The organism is Marisediminitalea lipolytica (assembly GCF_001758465.1).
Taxonomy (GTDB): domain Bacteria; phylum Pseudomonadota; class Gammaproteobacteria; order Enterobacterales; family Alteromonadaceae; genus Alteromonas; species Alteromonas lipolytica.
Window position 1 is genome coordinate 403873 of record NZ_MJIC01000014.1, and the last position, 26969, is coordinate 430841.

Below are 26969 nucleotides of genomic sequence, written 5' to 3' on the forward strand. Positions count from 1 at the left end.
GCAGTATAAACACCCCAATAACATGTCAGGAGATCCCGGGCAGGCCCGATGGGCCTCCCGGGATGACGGGATTGATTAGGGAAGCTTAGGAGTAACAAACATCCCTGTGAGCNATTCCAGCCACGCCATCCATGGCGTGTCGTTCCTCATACTGCGGAATGCCACTGGCATTCCGGTTATTCGTCACCCCCGCATGCTTTTGAGCGGGGATCTCCGGAACAGGCTGGCTCACTACGGACAACCTTTTTGCAGTATAAACAGCCCAATAATATGTCAGGAGATCCCGGGCAGGCCCGTTGGACCTCCCGGGATGACGGGATTGATTAGGGAAGCTTAGGAGTAACAAACATCCCTGTGAGCCATTCCAGCCACGCCATCCATGGCGTGTCGTTCCTCAAACTGCGGAATGCCACTGGCATTCCGGTTATTCGTCACCCCCGCATGCTTTTGAGCGGGGATCGCCTGAGCAGACTGCCTTAGCTAAAATAACCAGTTTAATTGCGATGAAGTATTGGCATTTTGTCGGGGTGCCGACAGCACCCAGAGGGGAAGTGGTTCCCCTCTGGACTCCCCCAGTTCTTAAATCGCGAAAAGCATACTGAAGCTGGGCAGGTAAAACCTATCGGCCAGAGAGGGCGTCCTGCCCTCGCTGGCCGGAGCCATCATCCATGATGCCTCTACGCTTTTACTTCATCTGCCCAGCTTCAGTATCTCGCGATAATAAGAACCAAATAAAGCGTGCCTTTATCCTTCCCCAAAATACTCTGTCATCTCCCCAATTAAAAAATACCGCCATCCCGTGTGCTTTTGTAGAGGGCAAAAAACTTCGTCACCCCCGCATGCTTTTGAGCGGGGATCGCCGGAACAGGCTGTCTCACTATGGACAACCTTTTGGCAGTATAAACACCCCAATAACATGTCAGGAGATCCCGGGCAGGCCCGATGGGCCTCCCGGGATGACGGGATTGATTAGGGAAGCTTAGGAGTAACAAACATCCCTGTGAGCTATTCCAGCCACGCCATCCATGGCGTGTCGTTCCTCATACTGCGGAATGCCACTGGCATTCCGGTTATTCGTCATCCCCGCACGCTTTTGAGCGGGGATCTCCGGAACAGGCTGTCTCACTGGGGACAACCTTTTTGCAGTATAAGCACCCTAATAACATGTCAGGGGATCCCGGGTAGGCCCGTTGGGCCTCCCGGGATGACGGGATTTTTTGTTATATGTTTCATTCGCCCCGTTTTATCGTTGGAAGGACCTGATTTCGCCACAAAGTCTTTTTATAGTAGGGATAATGAAACATCGGTAAGCAAAGGATAATGAAATGGATAAAAGTGCGGCGTGTATTTTAGCATTGGGGATTTTTATGGGCGCAGCTGCCCTGGGTGGTCTTGGCGGCAAGGCTTTAGTTGAGGCTAAGCAATGGGAGCGTTCAGTGGTGGTTAAAGGCTTGTCTGAGCGAGAGTTCGTTGCCAATCAGGTAATTTGGCCATTGCAGTTTATTGAGGCAGATAATGACTTAGCCACGCTTTATAAAACCATGTCGGTTAAAAGCGAAAAGGTGAAGGCCTATCTGATTACTCAGGGGATTAAAGCCGGGGAAATTACCATAGGTTTGCCCGAAGTTACCGATAAGCTGGCACAGCGTTATGGCAGTAACGAGGGCGTGCGGTTTCGCTACAGTGGTACGCAAACAGTAACGGTTTATTCTACTGATGTACTGAAGGTACGGGCTGTGCAACAAAACCTAACCGATCTGCTGGGTCAGGGCGTGGCGTTGAGCACCGAGAACTACAATGCTCGTACAGAATATATTTTTACGCGGTTAAACGACGTTAAACCGGAAATGATAGAGGAAGCTACGCTAAACGCACGTGAGGTAGCAGAAAAGTTCGCAGAAGATTCTCAAAGTGTGCTGGGTAAAATCAAGCGGGCTAATCAGGGACAGTTTTCTATCTTTGACCGGGACAGCCAGCATCCGCATATAAAACGGGTCAGGGTGGTGTCGACTATCGAATATACACTAACCGATTAAATTCTATACTTTACGCCGCAAAAGGCGTGCTAAGCTATTATTATTGATTATTAAATTATCGCACCATGGCAGACAGCAAGCAGCCGGCTCAGCTTGAGTTTTTTACCCTCCCCAGCCCTTGTATTGGCGTATGCCAAAGTGGGCCTAAAGGGTATTGTAAGGGCTGTTTTCGTTCCCGCGAGGAGCGTCTGTACTGGTTGCAAATCGATGATGCAACCCGGCGGGTGATTCTGAATGCCTGTCAGCGTCGCAAGCGCAATTATCAACGCCGCCAGTTGCAATCGTCACAGTCTGCAGACAACCCGCCGCAGCAACAGGACATGTTTGGTTCAGACGTTGATGAATAGAACGGCAGGTTTTTAAGGTGCTGATATACTTAGCTTACTGATCGAGGGAAGGTCTCTGGGGAATGAACCAATATATTGAATACGCTACGCAGTCGTTTACATTGCCGGACATTTGTTTGCGCCTGCGCAATGTGCTGGATGATCCGCGTTCGGATATGGACGATATTGCAATGCTGATTAGCGTTGACCCGTCACTCACTGCCAAATTGCTGCGCCTGGCTAACAGTTCGCTGTTCAGGTTTCCATCGCAAATAGATTCCATAGCCAAAGCGGTAAGCGTTATTGGTGGTGAAGCACTGTATAACCTGGTACTGGCCGAAACGGCCAACATAGCGTTTAAACATTTTGATAATCAGTATCTGATGATCGATAAGCACTGGCAGCAATCGGTTTTTACCGGCATGCTGGCAAAATATCTGGCTAAGGATATGAACGTGCGCGGTAGCGACCGTTTTTTTGTCACCGGGATCCTGCAAAATCTCAGTGAGCTGGTTGTAGCGAAGTGTAATCCTGTTAAATATCAAGAGTATATCAAGGATGATTCGCCAGGGACGCCATGGGATAAGCAGATTTCCCATTTCGGTTTTATGTTCAGCGAGTGCAGCGGCGCTATCATGGAGCAGTGGCAACTGCCTATGCCGTTGTTTTATCCGGTTAAATTTGCCCATAACCGAGTTAAATTGGCTAGCGACTTAGACGTGTCTTTGTTAACCTGTGCGATAAGGCTTTCAGTGGTCCATTTTCAGCGGGAAAAATACCCTGACATTGAGGTTATTACCCCCGATATGGTCCGTCTGTTGCCGTTAGATGATGAAGTACTACAAAACGCGATACTTTTTGCCCAGAAAGAGACGAATAAAGTCGCAGTTTCCGTTATGTAGTTCATTTAGGCAAAAAACAAAATATAAAAAACTGCTTCCATGTTACACCGAGCTTTAAGCAGGACAGCGCCATTACTTATGGCGCTGTTTTGTATGTCAACCTCAGCGGCTGATAAGGACCTTATCAGTACGCTTTATCACGCCGACTTTGTTGAATACGACGAAGAGCAGGACGATACCTTTACGCTTGATGGCGAGCTAGGGGTAATTTTTGCGTCCGGCAATACCAACGCTACGTCGATTAAAAGTAGTCTTAAATCCGAGCACGAAACCAAGCGCTTTGTTAATCACTACTGGATAGAGTTTCTGTATAAAGAAAGTGAAGTCGAAGTCGACGAAGAAATGCAGGACCAAACCACAGCACAGCGCTTGTATACGTATTTTCAGTCTGACTATAAACTGATGCAGGAAAATCGCCGTTTATTTGTTTATGGTGATTATGAGGACGACCGTTTTAACGGCTACGAATACCGCTCCTCGGTGGCGGCGGGTTGGTCGCAGTTAGTCTGGAAAAATGAAATCAGTAACTTTCGCTACAGCGTGGGGCCGGGTTATGCGTTTGCCAAATTTGATAATGGCGAAAAGGCCGATTCGGTCGATGGTTTTATTATCAGGGCTTCGGCTGAATACCATTATATCTGGCCAACGGGGGCTAAGTTCCGCCAGTTTGTCGCTACTGAAGCGGGCGATGAAAACGTTAAATCCCGTACTGAAACGTCTTTAAGTGCTAACCTGTTTGAATCCCTGGCACTGAAGCTATCATTTATTGTGCAGCACAACACTAAGCCCGCGACTGATTCTGATTCTCTGAGTACCGAAACAGCGGTAACCATTGTCTATAGATTTTTCTGAATTTAACCCATCCGATTAATTACATTTGCCCTGAGATGCTTTAACATAGCGCCCTATAGCCCGTAAGCTAGGACAAACGGGCATACAGGACTTTGAATCAATTGTAGGACTCCCCCATGAAAAAACTACTTCTTGCCATCGCTGGTACTTGTGTTGCCGCAAGCGCAGTTGCTCAGGACGAACCAAAACCATTCACTATGGATGGCGAGTTTGGTCTTATTGTTACCACAGGTAACACTGAAACCTCTTCAATGACTGCCGGTATTTCTGCTCAGCAAGAGCTGGAAAGCTGGAGCAACGATTACCGGGTTGAGGGGCTGTACAAGAAAGAAACCGTCGAACAGGATGGTGAAGAAGTAGAACGTACATCAGCGCAAAAATTCTTTGCCTCTGCACAGGGTAACTACAAGCTGGAAAATCCTGATCACCGTTTGTTCGTGTTCAGCTCATACGAAGATGACCGCCAGAGCAACTTTGATTACCAGGCTACCTTAGCCGGCGGTTGGTCACAAAAGATGTGGGAAACCAAGAAAACAGCTTTTGAATACAGCATCGGTCCTGGTTACGCATGGTCTGAAACTCAGGATGGTGAAGATACCAGCAGTTTCATTGTTCGTGGTTCTGCTGCGTACAAATGGTTTATCTCTGACACCGCCAAGTTTACGCAAACATTAAGTACTGAGGTAGGTTCTGAGAACACCAAATCACGTGCAGAATCGGCGTTAACTGCCAGCATCAGTGGCTCATTATCAATGAAAGTGTCAATTCGTCTGGACCACAACAGCAATGTTGATGAAGGTGTTGAAAAACTGGATACCGAAACGGCGGTAACCCTGGTTTATAACTTCTTCTAAGCGTTACTTTTTATCGATTGTTTTAAAGGCTGTCTCCTGGAGATGGCCTTTTTTGTATCAGCCGGCATTTCCAAAACAGGTTAGCTTACCCAACACATTGGTTTTATAAATATGGAAGTTAGTCGAAGGAGATACCGGATAGTTGCGTTGCAACTTCCGGTACGACGGGGATGTTTGGGTTTAATGTGGCGTATTGTCTCGTTATCCCGGTCAATATATTCCGTTTTCCCGGCCCATTTAATTTTGTCATCCCGGCCCACACTCTCGTCATCCCGGCCTTGAGCCGGGATCTCCTTAATACGTTGGTGTAGTCAAAACATCCCGCTTTTCTTTTGGTTCTTATTGAGCGAGAGACTGAAGTTGGCCAGATTAAGTAAAAGCGTAGAGGTGTCATGGAAGACGCCTCCGCCCAGCGAGGGCAGGACGCCCTCTCTGGGCGATAGGTTTTACCTGGCTAATTTCAGTCTGCTTCTCGTGAGTAAGAACTGGGGGTTTCCAAAGGGGAGCCATCTCCCCTTTGGGTGCTGTCGGCATCCCGACACTTCAGAGATTGTAAGTTGTTAATTTTTGAAGAGGCATTTTTACCTGCATATGGCGTCGTTTTGAATTGAATAGGAGCGCCAGGGAGATACCGGATAGTTGCGTCGCATCTTCCGGTACGACGGGGATGTTTGGGTTTAATGTGGCGTATTGTCTCTCGTTGTCCCGGCCCACACTCTCGTCATCCCGGCCTTGAGCCGGGATCTCCATAAAAGACCGGCTCACTAAATTCATCCGCTTTGTTAGTGTGGAAGTTAGTAGTTGGAGATACCGTATAGTTGCTATTCAACTTCCGGTACGAAGGGGATTTTTTTACTGATATTACCCCGTCGAAAAGGCGCAAAACGAAAAAAGGTTGTCTCGTTAAAGACAACCTTTTTTGTTCAGATGAACCCGGGCATTAGTGCCGGGCGATAATCTGTTAGTGCAGTACGCGGGTTTTAATGGTGCCGTCGATCTGTGTCAGTTCGTCCAGAGCGTCTTGTGCTCTGTCGGCTTCCACATCAATAACGACGTAACCGATATCCGCGTTGGTTTGCAGGTACTGAGCCTCGATGTTGATGCCTTTGGCTGCAAACGCCTGGTTGATTTGGGTTAATACGCCAGGGCGGTTTTCGTGAATGTGCAACAGGCGCGAACGGTTAACGTTTTCTGGCAGTGATACCTCAGGGAAGTTAACTGCTGAAAGGGTAGAGCCGTTGTCGCTGTACTTAGCCAGTTTACCCGCTACTTCGATACCGATATTTTGCTGTGCTTCCTGAGTGCTGCCGCCTACGTGCGGAGTCAGGATGACGTTGTCGAACTGACGCAGCGGAGACTCAAACTCTTCGTTGTTTGACTTCGGCTCAACCGGGAATACGTCAATAGCAGCGCCACCGATGTGACCAGAGCTAAGCGCTGCGGTTAATGCATCGATATCTACTACGGTACCGCGTGAAGCGTTAATTAAAATAGCGCCTTTCTTCATTTTGGCCAGCTGTGCCTGACCGATCATGTTTTTGGTTTCTGGGGTTTCTGGTACGTGCAGGGAAACTACATCAGACATAGCTAACAGATCGTCCAGCGCTTTGACCTGCTCGGAGTTACCCAGTACCAGCTTATCTTCGATATCGAAGAATCGGACTTTCATGCCCAGGTGTTCAGCCAGAATCGATAGCTGTGTACCAATGTGGCCGTAACCGATAATACCCAGGGTTTTACCACGGGCTTCGTAAGAACCTTCTGCGCTCTTATCCCAGCCACCACGATGGGCTTCAGCGTTTTTCTGCGGCACGCGGCGCAGTAGCAGGATCAGTTGACCGAGCACCAGTTCAGCCACTGAACGGGTGTTTGAGAACGGGGCGTTGAATACCGGGATGCCGCGCGCCTGGGTGGCTTTTAAATCAACCTGATTGGTACCGATACAGAAACAGCCAACCGCAACCAGTTTACTGGCGGCTTCCACTACTGCTTCAGTAATGTGAGTACGAGAGCGAATGCCAACAAAGTGTACGTCTTTCATCTTTTCGATGAGTTCGTCTTCCGGTAACGATGTTTTTAAATACTCAATGTTGGTGTAACCATTTGACCGCAAGGTTTCCAGGGCACTTTGGTGCACGCCTTCCAGCAGTAAAATCTTAATTTTATCTTTAGATAGTGAAAATTTGCTCATTACATCGCTCTCAGTCAGGGAATTTTAAGAGACATCTGGACGTCTATACGTGTAAAATAACACAAAGTCCGCGATATAAGAAAGTGTTTGTTGCATCACTTTGGAATATCTAGGAACGTTTTTGTCGTTTTTGGTTATGTTAAGGCTCAGCGAATTTGCTAAAGCCTTTACCTGTAACTGTACCTGTAACGCTGGCGCTATTTAGTCACTACGCCGTCATCGGTTGCTACCAGCACCACATCAGCACCGCGCATACCAAAAATACCGTTGGTAACGACACCCGGTATATTGTTAATAGTTTTTTCCAGCTCAACCGGGTTTAAAATTTCCAGGTTAAAGACATCCAGAATAACGTTACCATTGTCGGTAACCACGCCATCGCGATACACCGGATCGCCACCCAGTTTAACCAGCTCGCGGGCCACATAAGAGCGCGCCATGGGGATTACTTCAACCGGTAACGGAAACTTACCCAGTACACCGACTTCCTTGCTGTTATCTACGATACACACAAAGGTTTTGGCAACCGCGGCTACGATTTTTTCGCGGGTCAGGGCAGCGCCACCGCCTTTAATCATGTGCTTGTGTTCGGTAATTTCATCGGCACCATCAACATACACAGACAGGCTGTCTACCTCATTGAGTTCAAAAATCTCAATTCCCAGCGCTTTTAAGCGTTCGGTTGAGGCTTCTGAGCTTGATACCGCACCGGTGATTTGGTGTTTAATGTCGGCCAGTGCATCAATGAAACAGTTCACGGTTGACCCGGTGCCCACGCCAATGATGGTATCTGGTTCTACATATTTAACTGCAGCGCGGCCCACCGCCTGCTTTTTTGCATTCTGATCCATGCTAATACCCGCTGAAAAAAAAGAGGGCGTATTTTAGCCGAAATAACGCGCATCCGCATAGGGAATTATAGAGGCTGGCGCAGGGAAAAGATGAATATACAGCAGCGAAATACCGCTATCAGGAAATGCGGATTATCTGTGTGGGCGTCACAATTAAGTCCAGCGGGATATCCCAGGCTTCAACCGGTAACTGCTCAACCTGCTGGCAATCATGCGCCACGCCTACCAGTACAGGGCGTTTGGCTAAGTGATGAACATTAGCCAGCGTGCGGTCATAAAAGCCACCGCCCATGCCCAGGCGATTCCCCGCGGCGTCAAAACCTACCAGCGGCATCAGCAGTAAGTCATGCTGAGAGAGCAGGCGAATAGCGGTGCTGTCGGGGGCTGGCTCACTGATGCCAAAGCGGTTAAAGGTCATGTGAGTGTGCCCGGTATAATGCTGAAACAGCAGGTGTTTACCGGTAAACGGGTGTAATACCGGTAAGGTTACCGAGCCGCGTTGCTGACAAGCGGTAATAGTAGGCGCTAAATCAATTTCGCCGTCGTTGGCCAGATAGGTTGCCACGCAAAAGTCCTGCGCAGGCAGGATGGCTTGAATTTGCTGGCTCACGAGGGCAGCAGCCTGTTGCTGCTGGGCAGCGCTTAACGCATTGCGCTTAGCACGCAACGATTTACGTAATTCCCGGCGATCAAGGTTAGTCACTGTATACTACTCTTTAGCAGGCTGTGCAGCCCTGATTAATCTCAGGGCTGGCTATCTTTGTCAGCGCAATTAGCGCGCGTAGGTGTCAATAAAGAGCTGGAACAGTTCTTCGTGTTTAACACCGGTTGCGGCCTGGACAAACTGAGCTTCGGTCCATAACGGGCTGGCGGTTGTGCCTACCGGCGCTACTACGGTTTGACCACGGTTGAGTTCGTCGGTGGAAATACGGATATTGCCACGGGTAAACTCAAACAGCTCAGGCTTAACCAAATGTGCAATTGGGAACGCATCGTGGAAGAAGCACACTTTCTCGTCGCGGTTCTGCGAGTAAAAATCAATGTAGAACTGTGCTGCTTTTTGCATAAAGCCACCCATTACCGGGTTTTTCTCGGCCAGAATATCCACAAAAGCCGGATCGGTAGGGGCAAACAGGGTAACGTCCAGGCCAAACATTTTTACTTCCCAGTCGGCTGAGAACACAATGTCTGCGGCGTAGGCGTCGTTCCAGATATTGGCTTCGGCTACCGGGGTTACATTGCCCGGTACAAACGCTGCGCCACCCATAATGCTGATACCTTTTACCAGCTTAGGCAGCTCAGGCTCCAAACGTAGCGCCAGGGCGATATTGCCCAGTGGACCAATGGCCACCAGGGTGATTTCTCCCGGATACTTGCGGGCCATTTCCACGATAAATTCGGCTGAACTGCGGGGATCAACTTCGCGGGTGGATGGCGGATAATCAATGTTGCCAAAGCCGTCATCGCCATGCACAAAGTGCGCGTATTCTGACTCCGGGCCAACCCAGGGTAATGCTACGCCTTTGGTTACCGGAACGTCCTGACGACCAGCGATGTCACACAGGGTAAGGGCATTACGGGCTGACATGCTTACTGGTATGTTACCGTAAACCGTGGTAAGTCCCAGCACTTCAATTTCTGGCGATTGAAAAGCGAAGAAGATTGCCATTGCATCGTCGATGCCCGGATCTGTATCGATAATTATTTTATGCGTCATAGTAAACTCGTTAATTCTGTCTGTAGGTAACTTAGCCAGTATGCTTGGCTAAAAAGCGATCCACTTCTTTTGCTTCTGGGATCGACTGTGCTGCACCTGCGCGGGTAACAGCTATTGCCGAAGCAGCACAGGCGCGTTTTAAGGCCTGACGGGCATCAGCATGCTGACTGTAAGCGGCAAGGAAAAAGCCAATAAAGGTATCGCCGGCTGCGGTGGTATCAACGGCATCAACAATAAAGGCATCCACCTGAATGGTTTGCTGATCTTTAAGCATGATGACACCGGCTTTGCCCAGCGTAATAATGACTTCGGCATGGGCCCACTGCGTTTTGAAATGGCTGATGATGGCATCCAATACCTGCTCGCCGGAAAGTTCTGCCGCTTCTACTTCGTTTACAATCAGCAGGTCGATGCACTCATGGGGAAGCGATTTTACCGACTCGCTCATAGGCGCCGGGTTAAAAGCCACTTTTATGTGTTTTTCTTTCGCTTGCTGCAAGATTTCAGTTAAACCACTGGTTTCGTTTTGGGTGAGTACCCAATCCGCCGGGCGGGTTTTGTCCAGTGCATGCAGGATGTCTTTATTACCAATTTCCTGGTTTGCACCACCAAACAGCACAATGGCGTTTTCGCCGGATGGGGTAACCTGAATAATGGCGTGACCGGAAGGGGTATCTACACATTGTAAAAACTGGCAATCAATGCCGTGCTTAATAAGCGTTTGTTTAAAAGCGCTGTCTGCCTGATTGATTTTGCCGACGTGTCTGACTTCTGCGCCTGCGGCTGCCAGAGCGATAGACTGGTTAGCGCCTTTACCACCTAAGAGCTGCTTATAATCTGTCGAGGCGATGGTTTCGCCTGGCTTGACGAAGTGATCAACCTGATAAACGTGATCAATATTGACCGAGCCAAAATTTATTATTGCCATTAATTAATCCGTCGTAAATGGCGTCTCCCAAAGTGCCGCTGTCTATTGTTCGCCCTAGAACCGAAAAGTTCAGGGCGGAAGCATCATCATCACCGTAGGCTTCTCGGTACGAGCCGAGCCTGCACAATAGCAACGAATCAACTTCCTTTTTAAATAGCATCGGCCAGGGACATGAATAGACTGGCAAACACCCCAGGAGACATTGTTGTTAGCGAATACAAAGGTACTAAGTGTACGCCCTCTGCGCCGCTATGCAAGTGTGTGGTAAGCAACCTGCGAATTGGGATCATAGTAGAAACTATCGTGAACTACCAGCAGCGAGAAGACATATGATATTCAAATGATTACTTTGTATCCATTTGGCTGATTATTTATGCGGGATGGCCTGGCAGAGGCAGGGAATTTTGGATTTAAACCAGTGCATTTGGTAGCATTGGGCAAATTATTTACGGAACACCTTATGAGCACTGAGTTTGATACGTTAACCCAATGCCTGACCGATAACGATATGGTTGTGGATGGCGCGGAAATCCATGGCATGATGTGTGGCATGTTATGCGGCGGTATGTCTCTGAGTGAACAGCAATGGCTGGTTGTGCTGCAAGACACCATGAACCAGGGCCAACCCCTGGCTAAAACGGTTTCTGAGCAACTGCAAAACCTGTTTAACGAGACCTGTCAGCAGCTGGTTGATGGTCAGTTTGCACTGCGTTTGATGTTGCCGGATGACACCCAGCCAATTAATGATCGCGGCCTGGCCCTGATCAACTGGGTGCAGGGATTTATGGCGGGCTTTGGACTTTATCAGCAAAAGCTGAGTAACTGCTCTGAAGACGTTCGCGAGGCATTAGAGGATTTTTCGGACATCGCCCGTATGGAAGAACCCATGAACGATGACGAAGAATCCGAACAAGCATTGCATGAGGTGGTGGAATACGTACGTATTTCTGCGCTGTTATGTTTTAACGAGCTGGGTCAGTCGTTGCTTGAAGATCAGCAAGACTCGCCCTCAGTGCATTAATGATTACCGCTAAGCAGTATCGCCAGCGCCAAACCCGGCTGCTTCAGCAGTTACCGGCTAACAGTGTGCTGGTGGTGCCCTCTGCCAGACTGGTTACCCGTAGCCGGGATACTGAATACGTTTTTCGTCAGCACAGTGACTTTTGGTACCTGACCGGGTTTAACGAACCGGATGCCTGGTTGCTGCTATCCAATCATGAGCGCTACGCCGGTGATTACCGCGCCATGCTGTGCCAGCCTAAAGATCCCAATATGGAAATCTGGCTGGGCAAACGCCTGGGGCCGGAGCAGGCGGTGGCAACCTTTAAGCTTGATGAAGCTTATCCTATCGACGATTTAGCCGGGGTGTTAACCGAGTGGCTGGAAGGTCACGAACAGTTGTTTTTTGCCCAGGGTGAGTTTGACCATGCAGACGAAGCGGTTTTTGCCGCGCTGGCAACACTGCGCAATACGCCCAAACAAAATCGAGCACCGGCCAGCGTGGTGGACTACCGTCCGTTAGTACATGAAATGCGATTGATAAAATCCCGCGACGAAATCGCTGTAATGCAACAAGCGGCGGATATCTCTGCCCGCGCTCATTGCCGGGCCATGGGGTTTGTTAAACCCGGTGCTTACGAGTATCAGCTGGAAGCCGAGCTACACCACGAATTTGCCATGGGCGGCGCGCGTCAACCCGCTTACGGCACCATTGTAGGTAGCGGTGCCAATGCCTGTATTCTGCATTACACCGAAAACAACGCGCAAATAGCAGACGGTTCGTTGATCCTGATCGATGCCGGGGCCGAATTACAGGGGTATGCTGCCGATATTACCCGTACGTTTCCGGCCAATGGCAAATTCAGCCAGCCTCAGGCACAGCTGTATCAACTGGTGCTGGATGCGCAGGAAGCGGCGTTGGCTGAGTTTAAGGCGGGAGTGACCCTGCCGGCGGTAACTCAGGTAGTTATCCGCGTGCTGACCAGCGGACTCTGCCGGTTGGGGCTACTCAGCGAATCGGTTGAGGATGCGCTGGAAAATAAAAGCTGGCAACGCTTTTTTATGCATGGTCTGGGGCATTACCTGGGGCTGGATGTGCATGATGTGGGGGATTACCTGAAAGAAGGGCAACCCCGACCGCTGGTAGCCGGTATGGTAATCACGGTTGAACCGGGTCTGTACATTCCGGTTGAGGACGATATTCCCGTTGAGTACCGGGGCATTGGGATCCGCATCGAAGATAATATCGTAATTACTCACGATGGCTATGACATGCTTACCGGTGGGGTACCCAAAACCATCGCCGCCATCGAAGCCCTGATGGCAAAGAACCCAGGCTGACAGATAAAGGAACATTATAAGGCAGTGGCGAACAGTAAAGACGCAGATATTGTGATCGTAGGCGGCGGCGCCGTTGGCTCCACGCTGGCCCGTTTTCTGGTTAAGCAGGGGCAGCATAGCGTTACGCTTATCGACGCTAATCGGTTTAGCAAGGATCCCGCCAGCCACCCAGGCTTTGATGCCCGGGTGATCGCGTTGGCCAAGCGTTCCGAACAGGCGCTGTCTGGCCTTGGCATCGATCTTAAAAAAGCTTATGCCACGCCGATCCAGCATATTTTAGTCTCGGATCAGGGATTTGTTGGCCAAACCCGGCTGCACGCCGCAGACTACGGACTGGATAGTTTTGGTCAGGTGGTTGGTATCAACGCCCTTGGTCAACAGTTGTTCCCGGCGGATTGCGCCGGATTAGACGTGCTTGAGGGAGTAACCGTAAAGGCAGTCGCGCAGCACGTTAACAGCATAAGTTTAACCCTGGACAACGACCAAACTCTGAGCGCACGGTTATTAGTAATAGCCGATGGCGGACGTTCTGGTTTAGCTGAAATGCTTAACTTTGAACGCAGCAGCGACGATTACGGTCAGTCGGCGTTAATTGCCAATGTGGCACTCAGCGAGGCGCATAATGGCTGGGCTCACGAACGTTTTACTGCCAATGGCCCGCTGGCCTTGTTGCCCTTTGCCGACGGCGAGTTTACTGAATATGCTAACTGTTACTCGCTGGTGTGGACGCTCAGCCATGAGGAAGCCAGGGCGGCGCTTGAATGGTCTGACAGCGAGTTTATTACCCGTTTACAGGCAGAGACAGGTTATCGCCACGGCGTGATTAACACCGTTGGCAAGCGCTACACTTATCCGTTGGTGCTGAATCAGATTAACGCTTTTACCCAGCACCGGGCCGTGGTGGTAGGTAACGCCGCGCAGTCCCTTCATCCCATTGCCGGGCAGGGGTTTAACCTGGGTCTCAGAGATGTTCTGGATTTGGCTGAAACACTTGCCGATGCGGCCGACCCCGGTAGCTTTGGCGTGCTTAATGAATATCGCCTGAAGCGTGAGCAGGATAAATCTATTACCATCGGTCTTACCGACGGGTTAGTCCGATTGTTTTCCAACCGTTTGCCGCCGTTGGTTGCAGGCCGTAACGCCGGATTGCTGGCCATGGAGTTTTGTGCGGGATTATCGCGCCGGTTTGTGCGCCAAACCATGGGGTTTGCCGAATGAAGCTACATCTCCCGTTATTTACACAGGACACGAAATATGTATCAGGCTGATATTGCTATTGTTGGGGCTGGCATGGTGGGACTGGCGCTGGCCCGTGCCTTAAAAGAGGTACAACTGTCGGTGGTACTGATAGATACCACGCCTATTACCAAGCCGCTGTCCGAGCAGCCTGAACTGCGTGTTTCGGCCATTAATGCTGCCAACAAACAGAAACTGGAATCATTAGGCGTCTGGCAACATTTGGCTCAGGAGCGCCTGAGCGCTTATACCCAAATGCAGGTGTGGGATCAGGATAGTTTTGGCCGTATTCAGTTTACCTGTGAAGAAATGGGTACCACTGAGCTGGGCCATATTGTTGAAAACCAGTCGCTGGTAAATGCACTGCACAGCCAGGTCAGTGAGCAGCAAAATGTTCAGCTGTTGCCTGCAACCCGCATCACTAAAGTACTCGCCGGTCAGTCCGAAAGCATGTTAATGCTGGATAACGACGAAGTGGTTTCCTGCCGCTTACTGGTAGGGGCCGATGGCGCTAATTCGGCGATTCGTCAATACGCCAATTTCCCGCTGACCTTTAAAGATTACGGGCATACCGCTATTGTCGCGACCATTAAAACCAGTAAGCCCCACGGCAAAGTGGCTCGTCAGGTGTTTACCCCCGAGGGCCCGCTGGCACTGCTACCATTAAGTGATGCTAACCTGTGTTCCATCGTGTGGTCGCAAAATAGTCAGCATGCCGATGCATTACTGAGCTTGTCTAATAGTGATTTCGCCAAAGCCTTACAGGTGGCTATAGAAGGCGACGTGGGCGAAATATCGGTTGAAAGTGCACGTATGCATTTTCCGCTAACAATGCGCTACGCCAGACAATGGCTGAGTGACGGACTGGTAATAATTGGTGATGCTGCGCATACAATTCACCCGCTGGCTGGCCAGGGCGCTAACCTGGGATTACAGGACGCCTTTGCGCTGGCCGAAAGTCTGCAAACGCTGGCAGCAGAGCACGCGGCGTTTTATCAGGCTCGTCAGCTTCGCGCCTTTGAGCGAGCCCGTAAAAGTGAGGCAGTAAAAATGATTGCTGCTATGGAAAGTTTTAAACAGCTCTTCGGCGGTAGTCATCCGCTGAAAAAGTTAATTCGGGGTGTAGGTATGTGCACTGCCGATGCAATCCCTGCTATTAAACAACGCTTTATCACCCAGGCCATGGGTTGGTAATTCTGCCGCTTTAGCCTTACCGTTTAGCTGTCTGGCACGATACCGTGTCGTGCCAGCATTGCAACGCCGCAATTCCCCGCTTACAGTAACCCATTGAATTTGAGTTATCAGGAGCATGCAGGTTATGCGAGTCTTGAGCGGTATTATTTTGTTGTGTGGCTTGATGGGCATGAGCGTACAGGCAAATCCCAGCAGTCAACTGCTTTCCTTAAAACAACGAGCGGTGTTGCAGGACAGTCTGCTGGAAAAGCGCATCTCGCAGCTGCTACCAGGATTAATGACCGCATCGGGCATTGATATGTGGCTGATGATCAGTCGTGAATATAATGAAGATCCGGTGCTAAAAACCTTTTTACCGGCCGACTGGTTACAAACGGCCAGACGCACGACTATGCTGGTGATAGTAAAAGATCACAACGGTAAAGTGCACACGCTGGCCGTGGCACCCTATAAGGTGGGTAATTTGTTTGAGCGGGCCTGGGACAAACAGCAACAGCCTGACCAGTGGCAGGCACTCAACGCTATCATCGAGACTTATCAACCAGCTACCATTGGGGTTAACCAATCTTCTGTCTGGGCCCACGCCGACGGGTTAACCGTTACCGACAATGAAAATCTTATGCAGGCGTTGCCGCCAAAATACCGGTCGCGGGTGGTATCAGCAGAACCACTGGCGGTGGCTTGGCTGGAAACCCGGATCCCGGAAGAAATCACTGAGTATCAGAAAATGGTGGCGGTGGCGCACCAGATCATTGCTGAAGGCTTCTCAGCACAAACCATTACACCCGGCGTCACTACAACCGAAGATCTGGTGTGGTGGTTTCGCGAGCGGGTCGCAGAATTAAAACTGGATACCTGGTTTCATCCGTCGGTGTCTGTGCAGCGCAGCGATAATTTGCCACTTGATCATGAAACCACCTTTGACGAGGATAAGGCAACGGTAATTTTGCCGGGGGATTTATTGCACGTTGATTTTGGCATTACCTATCTTGGCTTAAACACGGATACGCAGCAGCACGCATATATTTTAAAACCCGGCGAAACGAAAGCACCTGACTATTTGCAGCTGGCGCTGGCAAAGGCAAACCAGCTGCAGGATATTTTTACCGGTGAATTTGCTGTAGGGCGAACGGGGAATGAGGTACTGGCGGCCAGTTTACAAAAAGCCCGGGACGCCGGATTAAAACCCACTATCTATACCCATCCACTGGGGTTTCATGGTCACGCCGCAGGTACCACGCTGGGAATGTGGGATCAGCAAAATGGTGTAACGGGCGACGGCGATTATCCGTTGCATAAAAATACGCTTTACAGTATCGAGCTTAACAATGCAGTGATGCTGGATAGCTGGGGCAAAGAAATTCGGGTAATGCTGGAAGAAGACGCCTATTTTGATGGTGAAAAAGTGGCTTACCTGAATGGCCGGCAGACCCGGCTAATCGAGATTGATGCCAGCACCAGCGCAGTTTCCCGTTCATCTGACAGTGAAGAAAAATAATATGGATAAACGTACCTTTTTAAAAATCGCCTCAGCGGGCAGTCTGGGCTTGATGTTGGCTAAGGGCAGTCAGGCTACCAGTACGCAAACGTCTGAGAACTCGCTTACATCGCTGGCTACAGACGTAAAACCCATCAGTGCCCAGGAGCGGCGGGAACGTATCGCCCGGGCGCAGCAGTTAATGACAAGCTATGATATTGACGCCATTGTGCTGGAACCCGGCGCTGCCATGGTGTATTTCACGGGGATTCAGTGGTGGCGAAGCGAGCGCTTAACCGCGGTGGTGATCCCTCAGTCCGGGGAAATCGGTGTGGTTTGCCCGTTTTTTGAAGAACCCAGTATTCGTGAGTCTTTGGCAGTGGGCGAGGATGTCCGGGTGTGGCAGGAACACGAAAGCCCCTTTGCGCTGGTTACCCAAATCCTGGCTGAACGTGGTATTAAAAAAGGCCGGGTTGGCTTTGAAAACTCGGTTCGCTTCTTTGTGTCCCATGGCATTCTTGCAACGAACGCCGGATTAAATGCCGTTGCGGCCGAACCGGTGACCCGGGGTTGTCGAATAGTAAAATCGCACCACGAACTCACCTTAATGCACAAGGCCAACGAGATCACGCTGGCCGCTTATGGTTATGCGTATAAGCGCCTGCAAAAAGGCCAGTCGCAGGCCGAAGTGAAAACCATGATGAATCAGGCGATGGTGGCCTTAGGCGGCAGTCAGCCCTGGAGTCTTGCCCTGTTTAATGAAGCCAGTGCTTATCCCCATGGTACCCGACAGCAGCAGGTCATTAATGATGGTTCGGTAGTGCTGATGGACTGCGGCTGTTCGGTGCACGGTTATCAGTCTGATATCAGCCGGACTTTTGTTTTTGGTAAAGCGGATAAAAAACAGCAGCAGGTGTGGGAAACGGTGCGCAAGGGGCAGCAAATCGCTTTTGCTGCGGCGCAGGTGGGTGAGCCAGCTGGAAGCGTAGATGATGCCGTAAGGGCTTATTATTCGTCGCTGGGCTACGGCCCTGATTATGTGCTGCCTGGTTTATCCCATCGCACCGGTCATGGCATTGGTATGGAAGGCCATGAGAGCGTTAATTTTGTGAAAGGCGAAACCACCAGGTTACAACCGGGCATGTGTTTTTCTGATGAACCCGGCATTTATATTCCCGGTGAGTTTGGTGTGAGGCTGGAGGATTGTTTGTATATTACCGACACTGGCCCGGCCTGGTTTACCTCTCCGCCGGAATCGCTGGCTGCGCCGCTGGGTAAACTGGTTCCTTTAGCGCTGTAGTAATTGCACTCCCTGGCTACAGGCGGCCAGGGAGTTGTAGTATATTAACCCAGCATTTTTGGCTTAAACGGCAGGGTTATTTTGTCATCCAGAACAGGCTCCGGACATGGCAATGGCACCGGTGTTTGTTCGGGGGCAGCAATGCTTGAGCCGCCACAAATGTTTACCAGCAGGTTTTCGTTGAGCTTAGTGAGTGTGATGTCAGACATAATGTTCTCCAGAAGTAAGGTTAAACTGCCTGATTATCTTACGACTGATTAACACTCATGAAAGCTGGCTGTTGGGTCTGAGAACAGCCAGTTTAATTAAATCGAGTAGTCTGGCTGTAAAATCGAGTAGATTGCAGCCAGCAAGGTTTTCTTTTGAATCGGCTTGGATAAGTACGCATTCATCCCCGCTTGTAAACATTCCTGCTGATCCTGCTTTGTTGCATTTGCCGTGCAGGCGACAATAGGAACGTGTTTTTTATCTTCGCCGGCAAGGCCCTTGCGAATCGCAAAGGTGGCGGCAAACCCATCCATTACCGGCATCCGGCAATCCATCAGAATAAGCGATATATCGTTATTATGTTTAAGCAGTTCCACAGCCTGCATGCCGTCTTCTGCTTCGATTACCGTAAATCCGGCATCCTGGAGCATACAAAGGGCGACTTCACGATTGATAGCGTTATCTTCGGCCAGCAGGATTCGGCCTTCCTTTGCGACCGCGGCAAAATCAATCTCTGGCATCTCTACGGCCGTTGGTTCTTCAAGTACCCCGGCACTACCAAATACCTGCAGCAATTCGCGGCGTAACAGCGGTTTGTTGAGTATTTTGTAGGTATCGACATCGTTGTTGGCAAACTGAGTTTCGGGGAGTTCGCCAAACAAAACGCGGTTAGTGGGAAGCTGTGCCGCAATGGCGGCATTGCTGGCATCGCTCAGCATTAACGACAAGGCCGGATACAAGGCTTTATCTAAGATAAACCAGTCCATATTGGGTGGCATTTTTGTGCACAGCTCGGCCAATTCGTCGAGGGTTTCCAGCAGCACAAAACGAACCTTCCAGGCGGCTAGTTGTTTGCACAAAACACTTGCCTGAGCGTGCTTGGGACTCAGGATCAAAACACCGCCAACCTTGGGCGTGGGCATGGCTCTTACCGGTGTTGACAGCATTACCGTTGCGGTAAAAGTACTTCCAGCATTAAGCTCACTCGTAACGGTGATTTTGCCTTTCATCAGTTCGGTTAAACGCTGCACAATGGATAATCCCAGGCCAGTGCCGCCGTAACGTCGGGTGGTCGATGTATCAGCCTGAGTAAACGGGTTAAACAAGGCTTGCTGCTGCGCCGGGCTCATGCCAATGCCGGTATCGGAAACCGCGATCTCGAGCATTACCTCATCGTTATCGAGAGACAGAGCGCGAATGCTCAGGCAGACGTTGCCTTCGCTGGTAAATTTAATCGCATTGGATAAGAGGTTCGTCAGTATTTGTCCAAGCCGGGTCTCATCCCCGGTGAGATACACAAAAGGCAGTCCGCTGAGGTCGATCTGTAATTCGATGGGCTTATTATTAAGGCTTGGCAGTACTTCCTGAACAATTCGGTAAACCAATGTATCGACATAAACATTGCTGGATTCGAGCTCCAGCTTTTGCGCTTCGATTTTAGAAAAATCCAGAATGTCATTCAGAATTGCCAGTAAAGCGCGCGCACTGTTACTGGCAAGTTCGAGGTACTGTTGCTGCTTTGGGTTAGTTGTATTGTTTGATGCCAGTTGCAACATGCCCATAATGCCATTCATTGGGGTTCTGATTTCGTGGCTCATGGTTGCCAGAAATTCGCTTTTTGCCTGGTTGGCTTTTTCGGCCTCATTTTTAGCTATTTGCATAGCCAGCTCGCTGGCTTTCAGGGGGGTTATATCGGTAGCAACGCCTAAGATAAATGATTGCCCGTGAATATCCTCGAAGCGAATTTTCTTAGTCCACAGCGTACGGATTTCACCATTGGGGAACTGGATTTGTTCTTCGTTTTCACTTTTCCCTGCGGCAAAGGCCAGAATGTCCTGCCGTAAAAAAGCACTGGCATCTTCCTTACTGTAATCTTCCAGCGTAGTTGAGCCAATAATGCTGTCACGCTGTTCTGGTGGATATAGCGAAATAAACTTGTGATTGGCGGTGACGATGCGGTAATCCGTGTCCTTTACAAATAAATACACCGGCAGATGATCAAACATGAGCTGCTGGAACTCGGCTTTTTCCGCCAGCGCCAGTTCGAATTTTTTCTTATCATTCACATCGGTATGCGTACCGGCCATAAATGCAGGTTTACCGTTGGCATCCCAGTCGATGACTTTACCGCGATCGTGGATCCAGACCCAGTCGCCATTTTTGTGCCGCATGCGGCATTCACAGTCGTAGTACTCAGTCTGGCCAGCAAAACAGGCCTGCAACAGTTTTTCGGAGCGTTCGCGGTCGTCGGGATGAACCATTCGGTACCAGGTTTCAATGCTTAGTGGTTCGAGTTCTTCCAGGGTGTAACCAATTAAGTTCGCCCAGCGTTCGTTAAACTGGACTTTGCCGGTGGGAATCTCCCATTCCCAGGTGCCTGCTCGGGTGGCATCTAAAATAAATCGTAGTCGTTTTTTCTTTTGCAGTCTGGCTTCTGTTACACGCTGACGGGTGATGTGTTCGCATAGGGTTATCAGCAGCGCGGCATAATGGCGAAGTTGCTCAAACATATGCGGCGATATTGGCGAACCCGGCGCCAGTACAACACATAAGCTTAATTGCAGGTTCAGGCCTTCGCTGTACTGGCTGATAACAGCAAGTTCACCTGCGCCTGTTAATTCAAAGTCAAGAATACCCGAGGGGCATTGCCATTGTTCTTCTGCGCGAAATTGCGGAAGTAAGGATTCGATAAGTTCGTCACTAAGCTGACTATCGGCAACAGGATAGAGGTGATTCCAAAGAATACGGTTATGGCACACTAAAAAAGCGTTGTCTGTGTTGAGGTGATCGGACAGCAAAGTAAACACCGGATTTAGCTGCGCCGCTTCCTCCTGGGTAATGGCTTTGGTGAGTAACGAATAATCTTCATTATCCAACACGCTGTCGATAGGTGTACTTAGCATAATGTCCTGGCGATCTGGTTTTTCGAAAAGTATAGTCGAAACAAACCAACCCCCCAATTATGTAAGTGATTATCGTTCCCGTAATCGACGTGTTATAAAATCTGCCAGGGTGCGGCTTACCACGGGATGCTGGGTAGATTGCATAAACAAACAGACGTTTATCCCGCCAAGCGGTGGCAGATTAGGATGCCGTAATACCGTTAAATTGGCTGGCAAACTTGAACGTGCCAGTGCAGTAATACCAAGCCCCTGTTGTATAGCGGCTACCAGCCCCGATAAGTCAGCATTGGTATAGCTGATTTTCCAGGCTTTGGTTTGTTGCTTTAAGTGGTTTATTACCCGGCTGCGGTAAATGCAGCCATCGGGGGCCAGCACCAGAGCGATGCTCTGGTTGGTCAGCGGATGAGCAGGGTCGCCCACCCACACCACTTCGTCTTCCAGTACGACGTCGCCATCGGTGTCCTGTTCCGGATTCACCAACGCCAGGATCATGTCGAAGTCGCTGCGCCGTGACGGGTGGAGCAGTTCGCGGCTCAGGGCTGAGGTCACCTCCAGCGAGACATCCGGATAACGCTTGGAAAACTCGCCAATAAGACCGGGGAGCAGGGTAGAGGCGAATTCGTTGGGGATCCCTAAACGCAGCCGACCACGCAGGGGCGTAGGGTCGAGGCTCCTGAAAATACTGTCGTTGAGTTCAAGTATTTCCTTGGCTTTGGGATAAAGCCAGTTGCCGTCGGAACTCGGCAAATGGCGCTGACCGGATTTGGTGAATAATTTTTTACCCAGTTGTTCTTCCAGTTTTTTTATCTGCAGGCTGATGGCTGGCTGCGAGCGCCCAAGCCATTCCCCGGCTTTCGCATAGCCGCCTTGTTCTATTACACCCACGAAAGTGCGCAGGTTATCCAGCGAGAGTTGCTTCATCATAAAGATTAGGAATTCTGATATTCAAGCTTGTGTATATAAGTATTTTAAATGTATTGATAAGAATTTCCAATTTGTTGTGCTTGCGCCCCCTCCTTATACTTTAACTATCGAATTAACTTTAAGAGTTCGCCACTATGAGCAGCGCAACAACCCAACGCACCGCGTTATACAACAAACACCTGGAATCAGGTGCCAAAATGGTCGATTTTCATGGCTGGGATATGCCCCTTCACTATGGTTCACAGATTGAAGAGCATCATGTTGTACGTCAGGCTGCGGGTATGTTTGATGTGTCACACATGACTATCGTGGATGTTACTGGTGTTCAGGCAAAAGACTATCTGCGTCACTTGCTGGCAAACGATGTTGAAAAGTTAAAAGAAAAAGGCAAAGCGCTGTACAGCGGTATGCTGAATGAAGAAGGCGGCGTGGTAGACGATTTGATCGTGTATTACTTTGACGCGACCAACTACCGCATGGTGGTTAACTCAGCGACCCGCGAAAAAGACATGAACTGGTTACTGAAGCAAACCGAAGGGTTTGCCGTAACCATTACCGAACGCCCTGAATTTGCCATGATTGCGGTGCAGGGCCCGGAAGCTAAAGCCAAAGCGGCAGAAGTATTCTCAACCGCGCAAAACGAAGCGGTAGCCGGCATGAAGCCGTTTTACGGTGTACAGGCCGAAGACCTGTTTATTGCTACCACGGGTTACACCGGTGAAGCCGGTTACGAGATTATGGTGCCGGAAGATAAAGCGCCGGAGTTGTGGCAGAGCCTGCTGAACGCCGGGGTTAAACCTTGTGGCCTGGGCGCGCGTGACACCCTGCGTTTAGAAGCTGGCATGAACCTGTACGGCCAGGATATGGATGAAACCATCACGCCGCTTGAGGCCAACATGGGCTGGACCATCACCTGGGAGCCTGCCGAGCGTAACTTTGTGGGACGCGCAGCGCTTGAAACCAAACGCGAGCAGGGCACCCAAAAACTGGTTGGCCTGGTAATGAAAGAAAAAGGCGTGCTGCGTGCAGGCCTTAATGTAAAAACCGAAGAAGGCGAGGCTGGTATTATCACTTCTGGCACCTTCTCTCCAACTCTTGGACATGCTGTCGCCATGGCGCGTATCCCTGCGACAAATGGCACCACAGTAGAAGTGGAAATGCGTAAAAAGTGGGTTAAAGTAGAAGTGGTTAAGCCCAGTTTTGTCCGCAATGGAAAAAGTGTTTTATAACAATTTAACGAAGAGCAGGAATACACATGAGTACTATCCCAAATGATTTACGCTACGCAACGTCTCACGAGTGGGTTCGCCCGGAAGGCGATGGTGTTTATACCGTAGGTATTACTGAGCACGCGCAGGATTTATTAGGCGATATGGTATTTGTTGATTTACCGGACGTAGGCGATCAGGTTAATGCAGGCGACGACGTTGCTGTGGCTGAATCTGTTAAAGCGGCATCAGACGTTTACACGCCAATCACTGGTGAAGTAGTGGGCATTAACGAAGATCTGGAAGACTCGCCGGAACTGGTTAACTCAGACCCATACGGCGATGGCTGGTTATTTAAGATTAAGGCTGACGACGAAGCTGAAATCGCAGAGCTGCTTGATGCAGAAGGCTACGCAGCCAGCATCGAAGACGACGAATAAGGTCGCTCTGAACACATTATACAAAGGGGCGGTATTAAGCCCCTTTATTAATTTACTCTCTAATCCATTGAGATGCTTAACAAATTATGTCAAACGCTTCAATTTCACTGGCTCAGTTAGAGCAAAAAAATGACTTCATCGGCCGTCATATCGGACCCAGCGAAGACGAAATTCAGCAAATGCTGGAAAAAGTGGGCGCCAGCTCTTTAGACGACCTGATTAATCAGACTGTACCTAACAGTATTTGTCTGGATAAACCCATTGAAGTTGGCGAAGGTGCCACCGAAGTTGAAGCACTGGCAGCCCTTAAAGCCACTGCCGCCAAGAATAAAATTAACCGCTCGTTTATTGGCATGGGTTACTACGATACCCACGTACCTAACGTAATTTTGCGTAACGTGCTGGAAAATCCGGGTTGGTACACGGCTTATACCCCGTATCAGCCAGAAATTGCCCAGGGTCGTTTAGAAGCAATCCTGAACTTCCAGCAGTTAACTATCGATTTAACCGGCTTAGAGCTGGCCTCAGCGTCCTTGCTTGACGAAGGTACTGCAGCCGCCGAAGCCATGGCGCTGGCCAAGCGTGTATCGAAAAATAAAAAAGCTAACCTGTTCTTTGTTGCCGATGACGTTCACCCGCAAACCCTGGACGTGGTAGAAACCCGCGCTGAGATGTTTGGTTTTGGCATTATCACCGGCCCGGCTGAACAAGCCGCCGATCACGAAGTATTTGGTGCGTTACTGCAATATCCGGGTACCACCGGTGAAGTAAAAGATTTAACCGACATTATTGCCGCCGTACAGGCTAAAAAAGGCATTGTGGCCGTTGCCGCTGACTTAATGAGCCTGGCGCTGCTTAAATCGCCGGGTGAACTAGGCGCGGATGTAGCGCTGGGTAGTGCTCAGCGTTTTGGTGTACCCATGGGATACGGTGGTCCGCACGCCGCGTTCTTTGCCACCCGTGATGCCTATAAGCGTTCGTTGCCTGGCCGTATTATCGGCGTGAGTAAAGACACGCGCGGCCGTCAGGCACTGCGTATGGCACTGCAAACCCGCGAGCAACATATCCGCCGCGAAAAAGCGAACTCTAACATTTGTACTGCGCAGGTATTGCTGGCAAACATGGCCTCGTTCTACGCGGTATATCACGGCCCTGAAGGGCTTAAAACCATCGCCAGCCGCATTCACCGTTTTGCCGACATTCTGGCAACGGGCTTAACCCAAAAAGGATTAGCCCTTAAGCACAGCACCTATTTTGATACCCTGACCGTGCTGGTGGATGATAAAGCCGCGGTAATCGAAAAAGCCTTAGGACTTGGTCTTAACCTGCGTGCGGATCTGGAAGGCGCAGTGGGTATTGCACTGGATGAAACCACCACTCGTAGCGATATCTTAAACCTGTTAAATGTGCTGTTGGGTGATGACCACGGTTTAACCATTGATGCTCTCGATGCCGAAGTTACTACGCAGGGCAGCCAGTCAATCCCGGCTGACTTAGTGCGTACCAGCGAGTACCTGACTCACGAAGTGTTTAACAGCTACCACTCAGAAACCGAGATGCTGCGTTACATTAAGAGCCTGGAAGATAAAGACTTAGCGCTTAATCATTCGATGATTTCATTGGGCTCGTGCACCATGAAGCTTAATGCAACCGCGGAGATGATCCCGGTAACCTGGCCGGAATTTGGCCAGTTACACCCGTTTGCACCGATTGATCAGGCGGCAGGTTATCAGGAAATGATTAGCGAGCTTAGCGACTGGCTAATCAATATTACCGGTTACGATGCCCTCTCTATGCAGCCAAACTCTGGTGCGCAGGGTGAATACGCTGGCCTGCTGGCCATTCAGCGTTACCACGAAAGCCGTGGTGAAGGGCACCGTAATGTGTGTCTGATCCCAAGCTCTGCTCACGGCACTAACCCGGCTTCAGCGCAAATGGTAAGCCTGAAAGTGGTAGTGGTAGCCTGTGACAAAAACGGTAACGTAGACCTGGCTGATCTTCGCGCTAAAGCCGAAGAGGTGGGTGATAACCTGTCTTGTGCCATGATTACGTATCCGTCTACTCACGGCGTATACGAAGAAACCGTACGAGAAATCTGCGATATCGTGCATCAGCACGGTGGTCAGGTGTATATGGACGGTGCCAACATGAACGCACAGGTAGGTATTACAGCACCTGGTTATATTGGCTCAGATGTATCGCATTTAAACCTGCACAAAACGTTCTGTATTCCGCACGGTGGCGGCGGCCCGGGTATGGGCCCGATTGGCGTAAAAGCACACTTAGCGCCATTCCTGTCTAACCACAGTGTGGTAAGCATCGAAGGTGCTGGTAAAGATTGTGGTGCGGTTTCGGCAGCACCATGGGGCAGCGCCTCAATTCTGCCAATCAGCTACATGTACATCAAAATGATGGGCAGTGCCGGATTGCGTAAAGCCACCGAAGTGGCCATTCTGAACGCTAACTATGTGGCTCGTTCACTGGAAGGTCATTATCCGGTACTGTACAAAGGCCGTAACGGCCACGTAGCGCACGAATGTATTATCGATTTGCGCCCGCTGAAAGAAGCTTCAGGTGTAACTGAGCTGGATATCGCCAAGCGCTTAAATGACTACGGTTTCCACGCGCCAACCATGAGCTTCCCGGTAGCCGGTACGCTGATGATTGAGCCGACTGAATCTGAGTCTAAGTTTGAGCTGGACCGCTTTATCGAAGCCATGGTGCATATTCGTGAAGAGATCGCCAAAGTAGAAAGCGGCGAGTGGGATGCTATCGACAACCCACTGCACAACGCGCCGCACACCCTGGCTGATATCTGCGATAACGACTGGAACCGCAGCTATGACCGCACTACCGCGGCATACCCGGTACCCACCGTTGCCCGTAATAAGTTCTGGCCAAGCGTAAACCGTATCGACGACGTATACGGCGACCGTAACCTGATGTGTAGCTGCCCGCCACTGGATAGTTATATTGAAGAGTAAGGCTTATTGTCAGTTTCGAATTAAGTTTGTGACTGATACTTGCTGATTATTAATGGCGAACCTTTTAAAGGTTCGCTTTTTTTATGCCCGGCACTGGGT

Annotated in this window: 22 protein-coding genes and 1 other RNA gene; 14 read left to right on the top strand and 9 right to left on the bottom strand. The window is 50.1% G+C overall.

The window, feature by feature from the left end; translation table 11 throughout:
• Positions 1-1325 precede the first annotated feature (1325 nt).
• From BFC17_RS12860 to BFC17_RS12880, 5 genes are all read left to right on the top strand, one after another.
• Positions 1326-2036, top strand: a complete 711-nt coding sequence (locus BFC17_RS12860; RefSeq protein ID WP_070176879.1) for an SIMPL domain-containing protein — start codon at positions 1326-1328, stop codon at positions 2034-2036.
• A gap of 65 nt (positions 2037-2101) precedes the next feature.
• Positions 2102-2383 (top strand): DUF1289 domain-containing protein, encoded by a 282-nt coding sequence (locus BFC17_RS12865; RefSeq protein ID WP_070176880.1) that lies wholly within the window; start codon positions 2102-2104, stop codon positions 2381-2383.
• A gap of 62 nt (positions 2384-2445) precedes the next feature.
• Positions 2446-3264, top strand: coding sequence for an HDOD domain-containing protein (locus BFC17_RS12870; protein WP_070176881.1), 819 nt, complete (start codon positions 2446-2448; stop codon positions 3262-3264).
• 93 nt (positions 3265-3357) lie between these two features.
• Entirely contained in the window at positions 3358-4116 is a 759-nt protein-coding gene (locus tag BFC17_RS12875; protein ID WP_229680937.1) for a DUF481 domain-containing protein, read from the top strand.
• A gap of 116 nt (positions 4117-4232) precedes the next feature.
• On the top strand, positions 4233-4970 hold the full coding sequence (locus BFC17_RS12880; protein WP_070176882.1) for a DUF481 domain-containing protein: 738 nt from the start codon (positions 4233-4235) through the stop codon (positions 4968-4970).
• Positions 4971-5931: 961 nt separating this feature from the next.
• On the opposite strand, the gene serA is transcribed toward BFC17_RS12880, so the two are convergent.
• The 6 genes from serA to ssrS all read right to left on the bottom strand — a co-directional run bounded on the left by serA (position 5932) and on the right by ssrS (position 10859).
• Positions 5932-7161, bottom strand: a complete 1230-nt coding sequence (gene serA / locus BFC17_RS12890) for a phosphoglycerate dehydrogenase (RefSeq protein ID WP_070176884.1) — start codon at positions 7159-7161, stop codon at positions 5932-5934.
• A 197-nt stretch (positions 7162-7358) separates the two neighbouring features.
• Positions 7359-8012: a ribose-5-phosphate isomerase RpiA gene (rpiA, locus tag BFC17_RS12895; RefSeq protein WP_070176885.1), complete on the bottom strand. Its 654-nt coding sequence runs from the start codon at positions 8010-8012 to the stop codon at positions 7359-7361.
• Between the two features lie 118 nt (positions 8013-8130).
• Positions 8131-8715 carry a 5-formyltetrahydrofolate cyclo-ligase gene (locus tag BFC17_RS12900; RefSeq protein ID WP_070176886.1) on the bottom strand — a complete coding sequence of 195 codons (585 nt, stop codon included), beginning with the start codon at positions 8713-8715 and terminating at the stop codon, positions 8131-8133.
• A gap of 69 nt (positions 8716-8784) precedes the next feature.
• A complete protein-coding gene (locus BFC17_RS12905; RefSeq protein WP_070176887.1) occupies positions 8785-9729 on the bottom strand; it encodes a nucleoside hydrolase in 945 nt (314 codons plus the stop codon).
• 31 nt (positions 9730-9760) lie between these two features.
• Positions 9761-10657 (bottom strand): ribokinase, encoded by an 897-nt coding sequence (locus BFC17_RS12910; RefSeq protein ID WP_070176888.1) that lies wholly within the window; start codon positions 10655-10657, stop codon positions 9761-9763.
• A gap of 20 nt (positions 10658-10677) precedes the next feature.
• A non-coding RNA gene (gene ssrS, locus BFC17_RS12915) (6S RNA) lies at positions 10678-10859 on the bottom strand.
• A gap of 258 nt (positions 10860-11117) precedes the next feature.
• Here ssrS and BFC17_RS12920 point away from each other — a divergent pair.
• From BFC17_RS12920 to BFC17_RS12945, 6 genes are all read left to right on the top strand, one after another.
• Complete coding sequence (locus BFC17_RS12920) at positions 11118-11678, top strand: UPF0149 family protein (protein WP_070177195.1); 561 nt, start codon at positions 11118-11120, stop codon at positions 11676-11678.
• The gene (pepP, locus tag BFC17_RS12925; protein ID WP_070176889.1) at positions 11678-12997 is read left to right on the top strand and encodes a Xaa-Pro aminopeptidase; all 1320 of its coding nucleotides are present in this window, start codon (positions 11678-11680) and stop codon (positions 12995-12997) included. The genes BFC17_RS12920 and pepP overlap by 1 nt, the downstream gene beginning before the upstream one ends.
• Before the next feature lie 24 nt (positions 12998-13021).
• Positions 13022-14215 (top strand): 2-octaprenyl-6-methoxyphenyl hydroxylase, encoded by a 1194-nt coding sequence (gene ubiH / locus BFC17_RS12930; RefSeq protein WP_217494022.1) that lies wholly within the window; start codon positions 13022-13024, stop codon positions 14213-14215.
• Positions 14216-14251: 36 nt separating this feature from the next.
• Positions 14252-15427 carry an FAD-dependent monooxygenase gene (locus BFC17_RS12935; protein ID WP_070176890.1) on the top strand — a complete coding sequence of 392 codons (1176 nt, stop codon included), beginning with the start codon at positions 14252-14254 and terminating at the stop codon, positions 15425-15427.
• Between the two features lie 124 nt (positions 15428-15551).
• Entirely contained in the window at positions 15552-16925 is a 1374-nt protein-coding gene (locus tag BFC17_RS12940) for a M24 family metallopeptidase (protein WP_217494023.1), read from the top strand.
• A gap of 1 nt (position 16926) precedes the next feature.
• Positions 16927-18204: a M24 family metallopeptidase gene (locus BFC17_RS12945; RefSeq protein ID WP_070176892.1), complete on the top strand. Its 1278-nt coding sequence runs from the start codon at positions 16927-16929 to the stop codon at positions 18202-18204.
• Between the two features lie 44 nt (positions 18205-18248).
• Here the strand turns inward: BFC17_RS12945 and BFC17_RS22555 are convergent, their stop codons facing one another.
• The 3 genes from BFC17_RS22555 to BFC17_RS12955 form a co-directional block, all read right to left on the bottom strand.
• The gene (locus BFC17_RS22555; RefSeq protein WP_175439567.1) at positions 18249-18413 is read right to left on the bottom strand and encodes a hypothetical protein; all 165 of its coding nucleotides are present in this window, start codon (positions 18411-18413) and stop codon (positions 18249-18251) included.
• Positions 18414-18509: 96 nt separating this feature from the next.
• Positions 18510-21314, bottom strand: coding sequence for an ATP-binding protein (locus tag BFC17_RS12950; protein WP_070176893.1), 2805 nt, complete (start codon positions 21312-21314; stop codon positions 18510-18512).
• A gap of 69 nt (positions 21315-21383) precedes the next feature.
• Positions 21384-22235: a LysR family transcriptional regulator gene (locus tag BFC17_RS12955; protein WP_070177197.1), complete on the bottom strand. Its 852-nt coding sequence runs from the start codon at positions 22233-22235 to the stop codon at positions 21384-21386.
• A 137-nt stretch (positions 22236-22372) separates the two neighbouring features.
• On the opposite strand from BFC17_RS12955, the gene gcvT reads away from it, so the two are divergent.
• From gcvT to gcvP, 3 genes are all read left to right on the top strand, one after another.
• The gene (gcvT, locus tag BFC17_RS12960; protein ID WP_083271717.1) at positions 22373-23467 is read left to right on the top strand and encodes a glycine cleavage system aminomethyltransferase GcvT; all 1095 of its coding nucleotides are present in this window, start codon (positions 22373-22375) and stop codon (positions 23465-23467) included.
• Between the two features lie 26 nt (positions 23468-23493).
• Positions 23494-23886 (top strand): glycine cleavage system protein GcvH, encoded by a 393-nt coding sequence (gene gcvH, locus BFC17_RS12965; RefSeq protein ID WP_070176894.1) that lies wholly within the window; start codon positions 23494-23496, stop codon positions 23884-23886.
• Positions 23887-23972: 86 nt separating this feature from the next.
• Entirely contained in the window at positions 23973-26870 is a 2898-nt protein-coding gene (gene gcvP / locus BFC17_RS12970; RefSeq protein ID WP_070176895.1) for an aminomethyl-transferring glycine dehydrogenase, read from the top strand.
• Positions 26871-26969 lie beyond the last annotated feature (99 nt).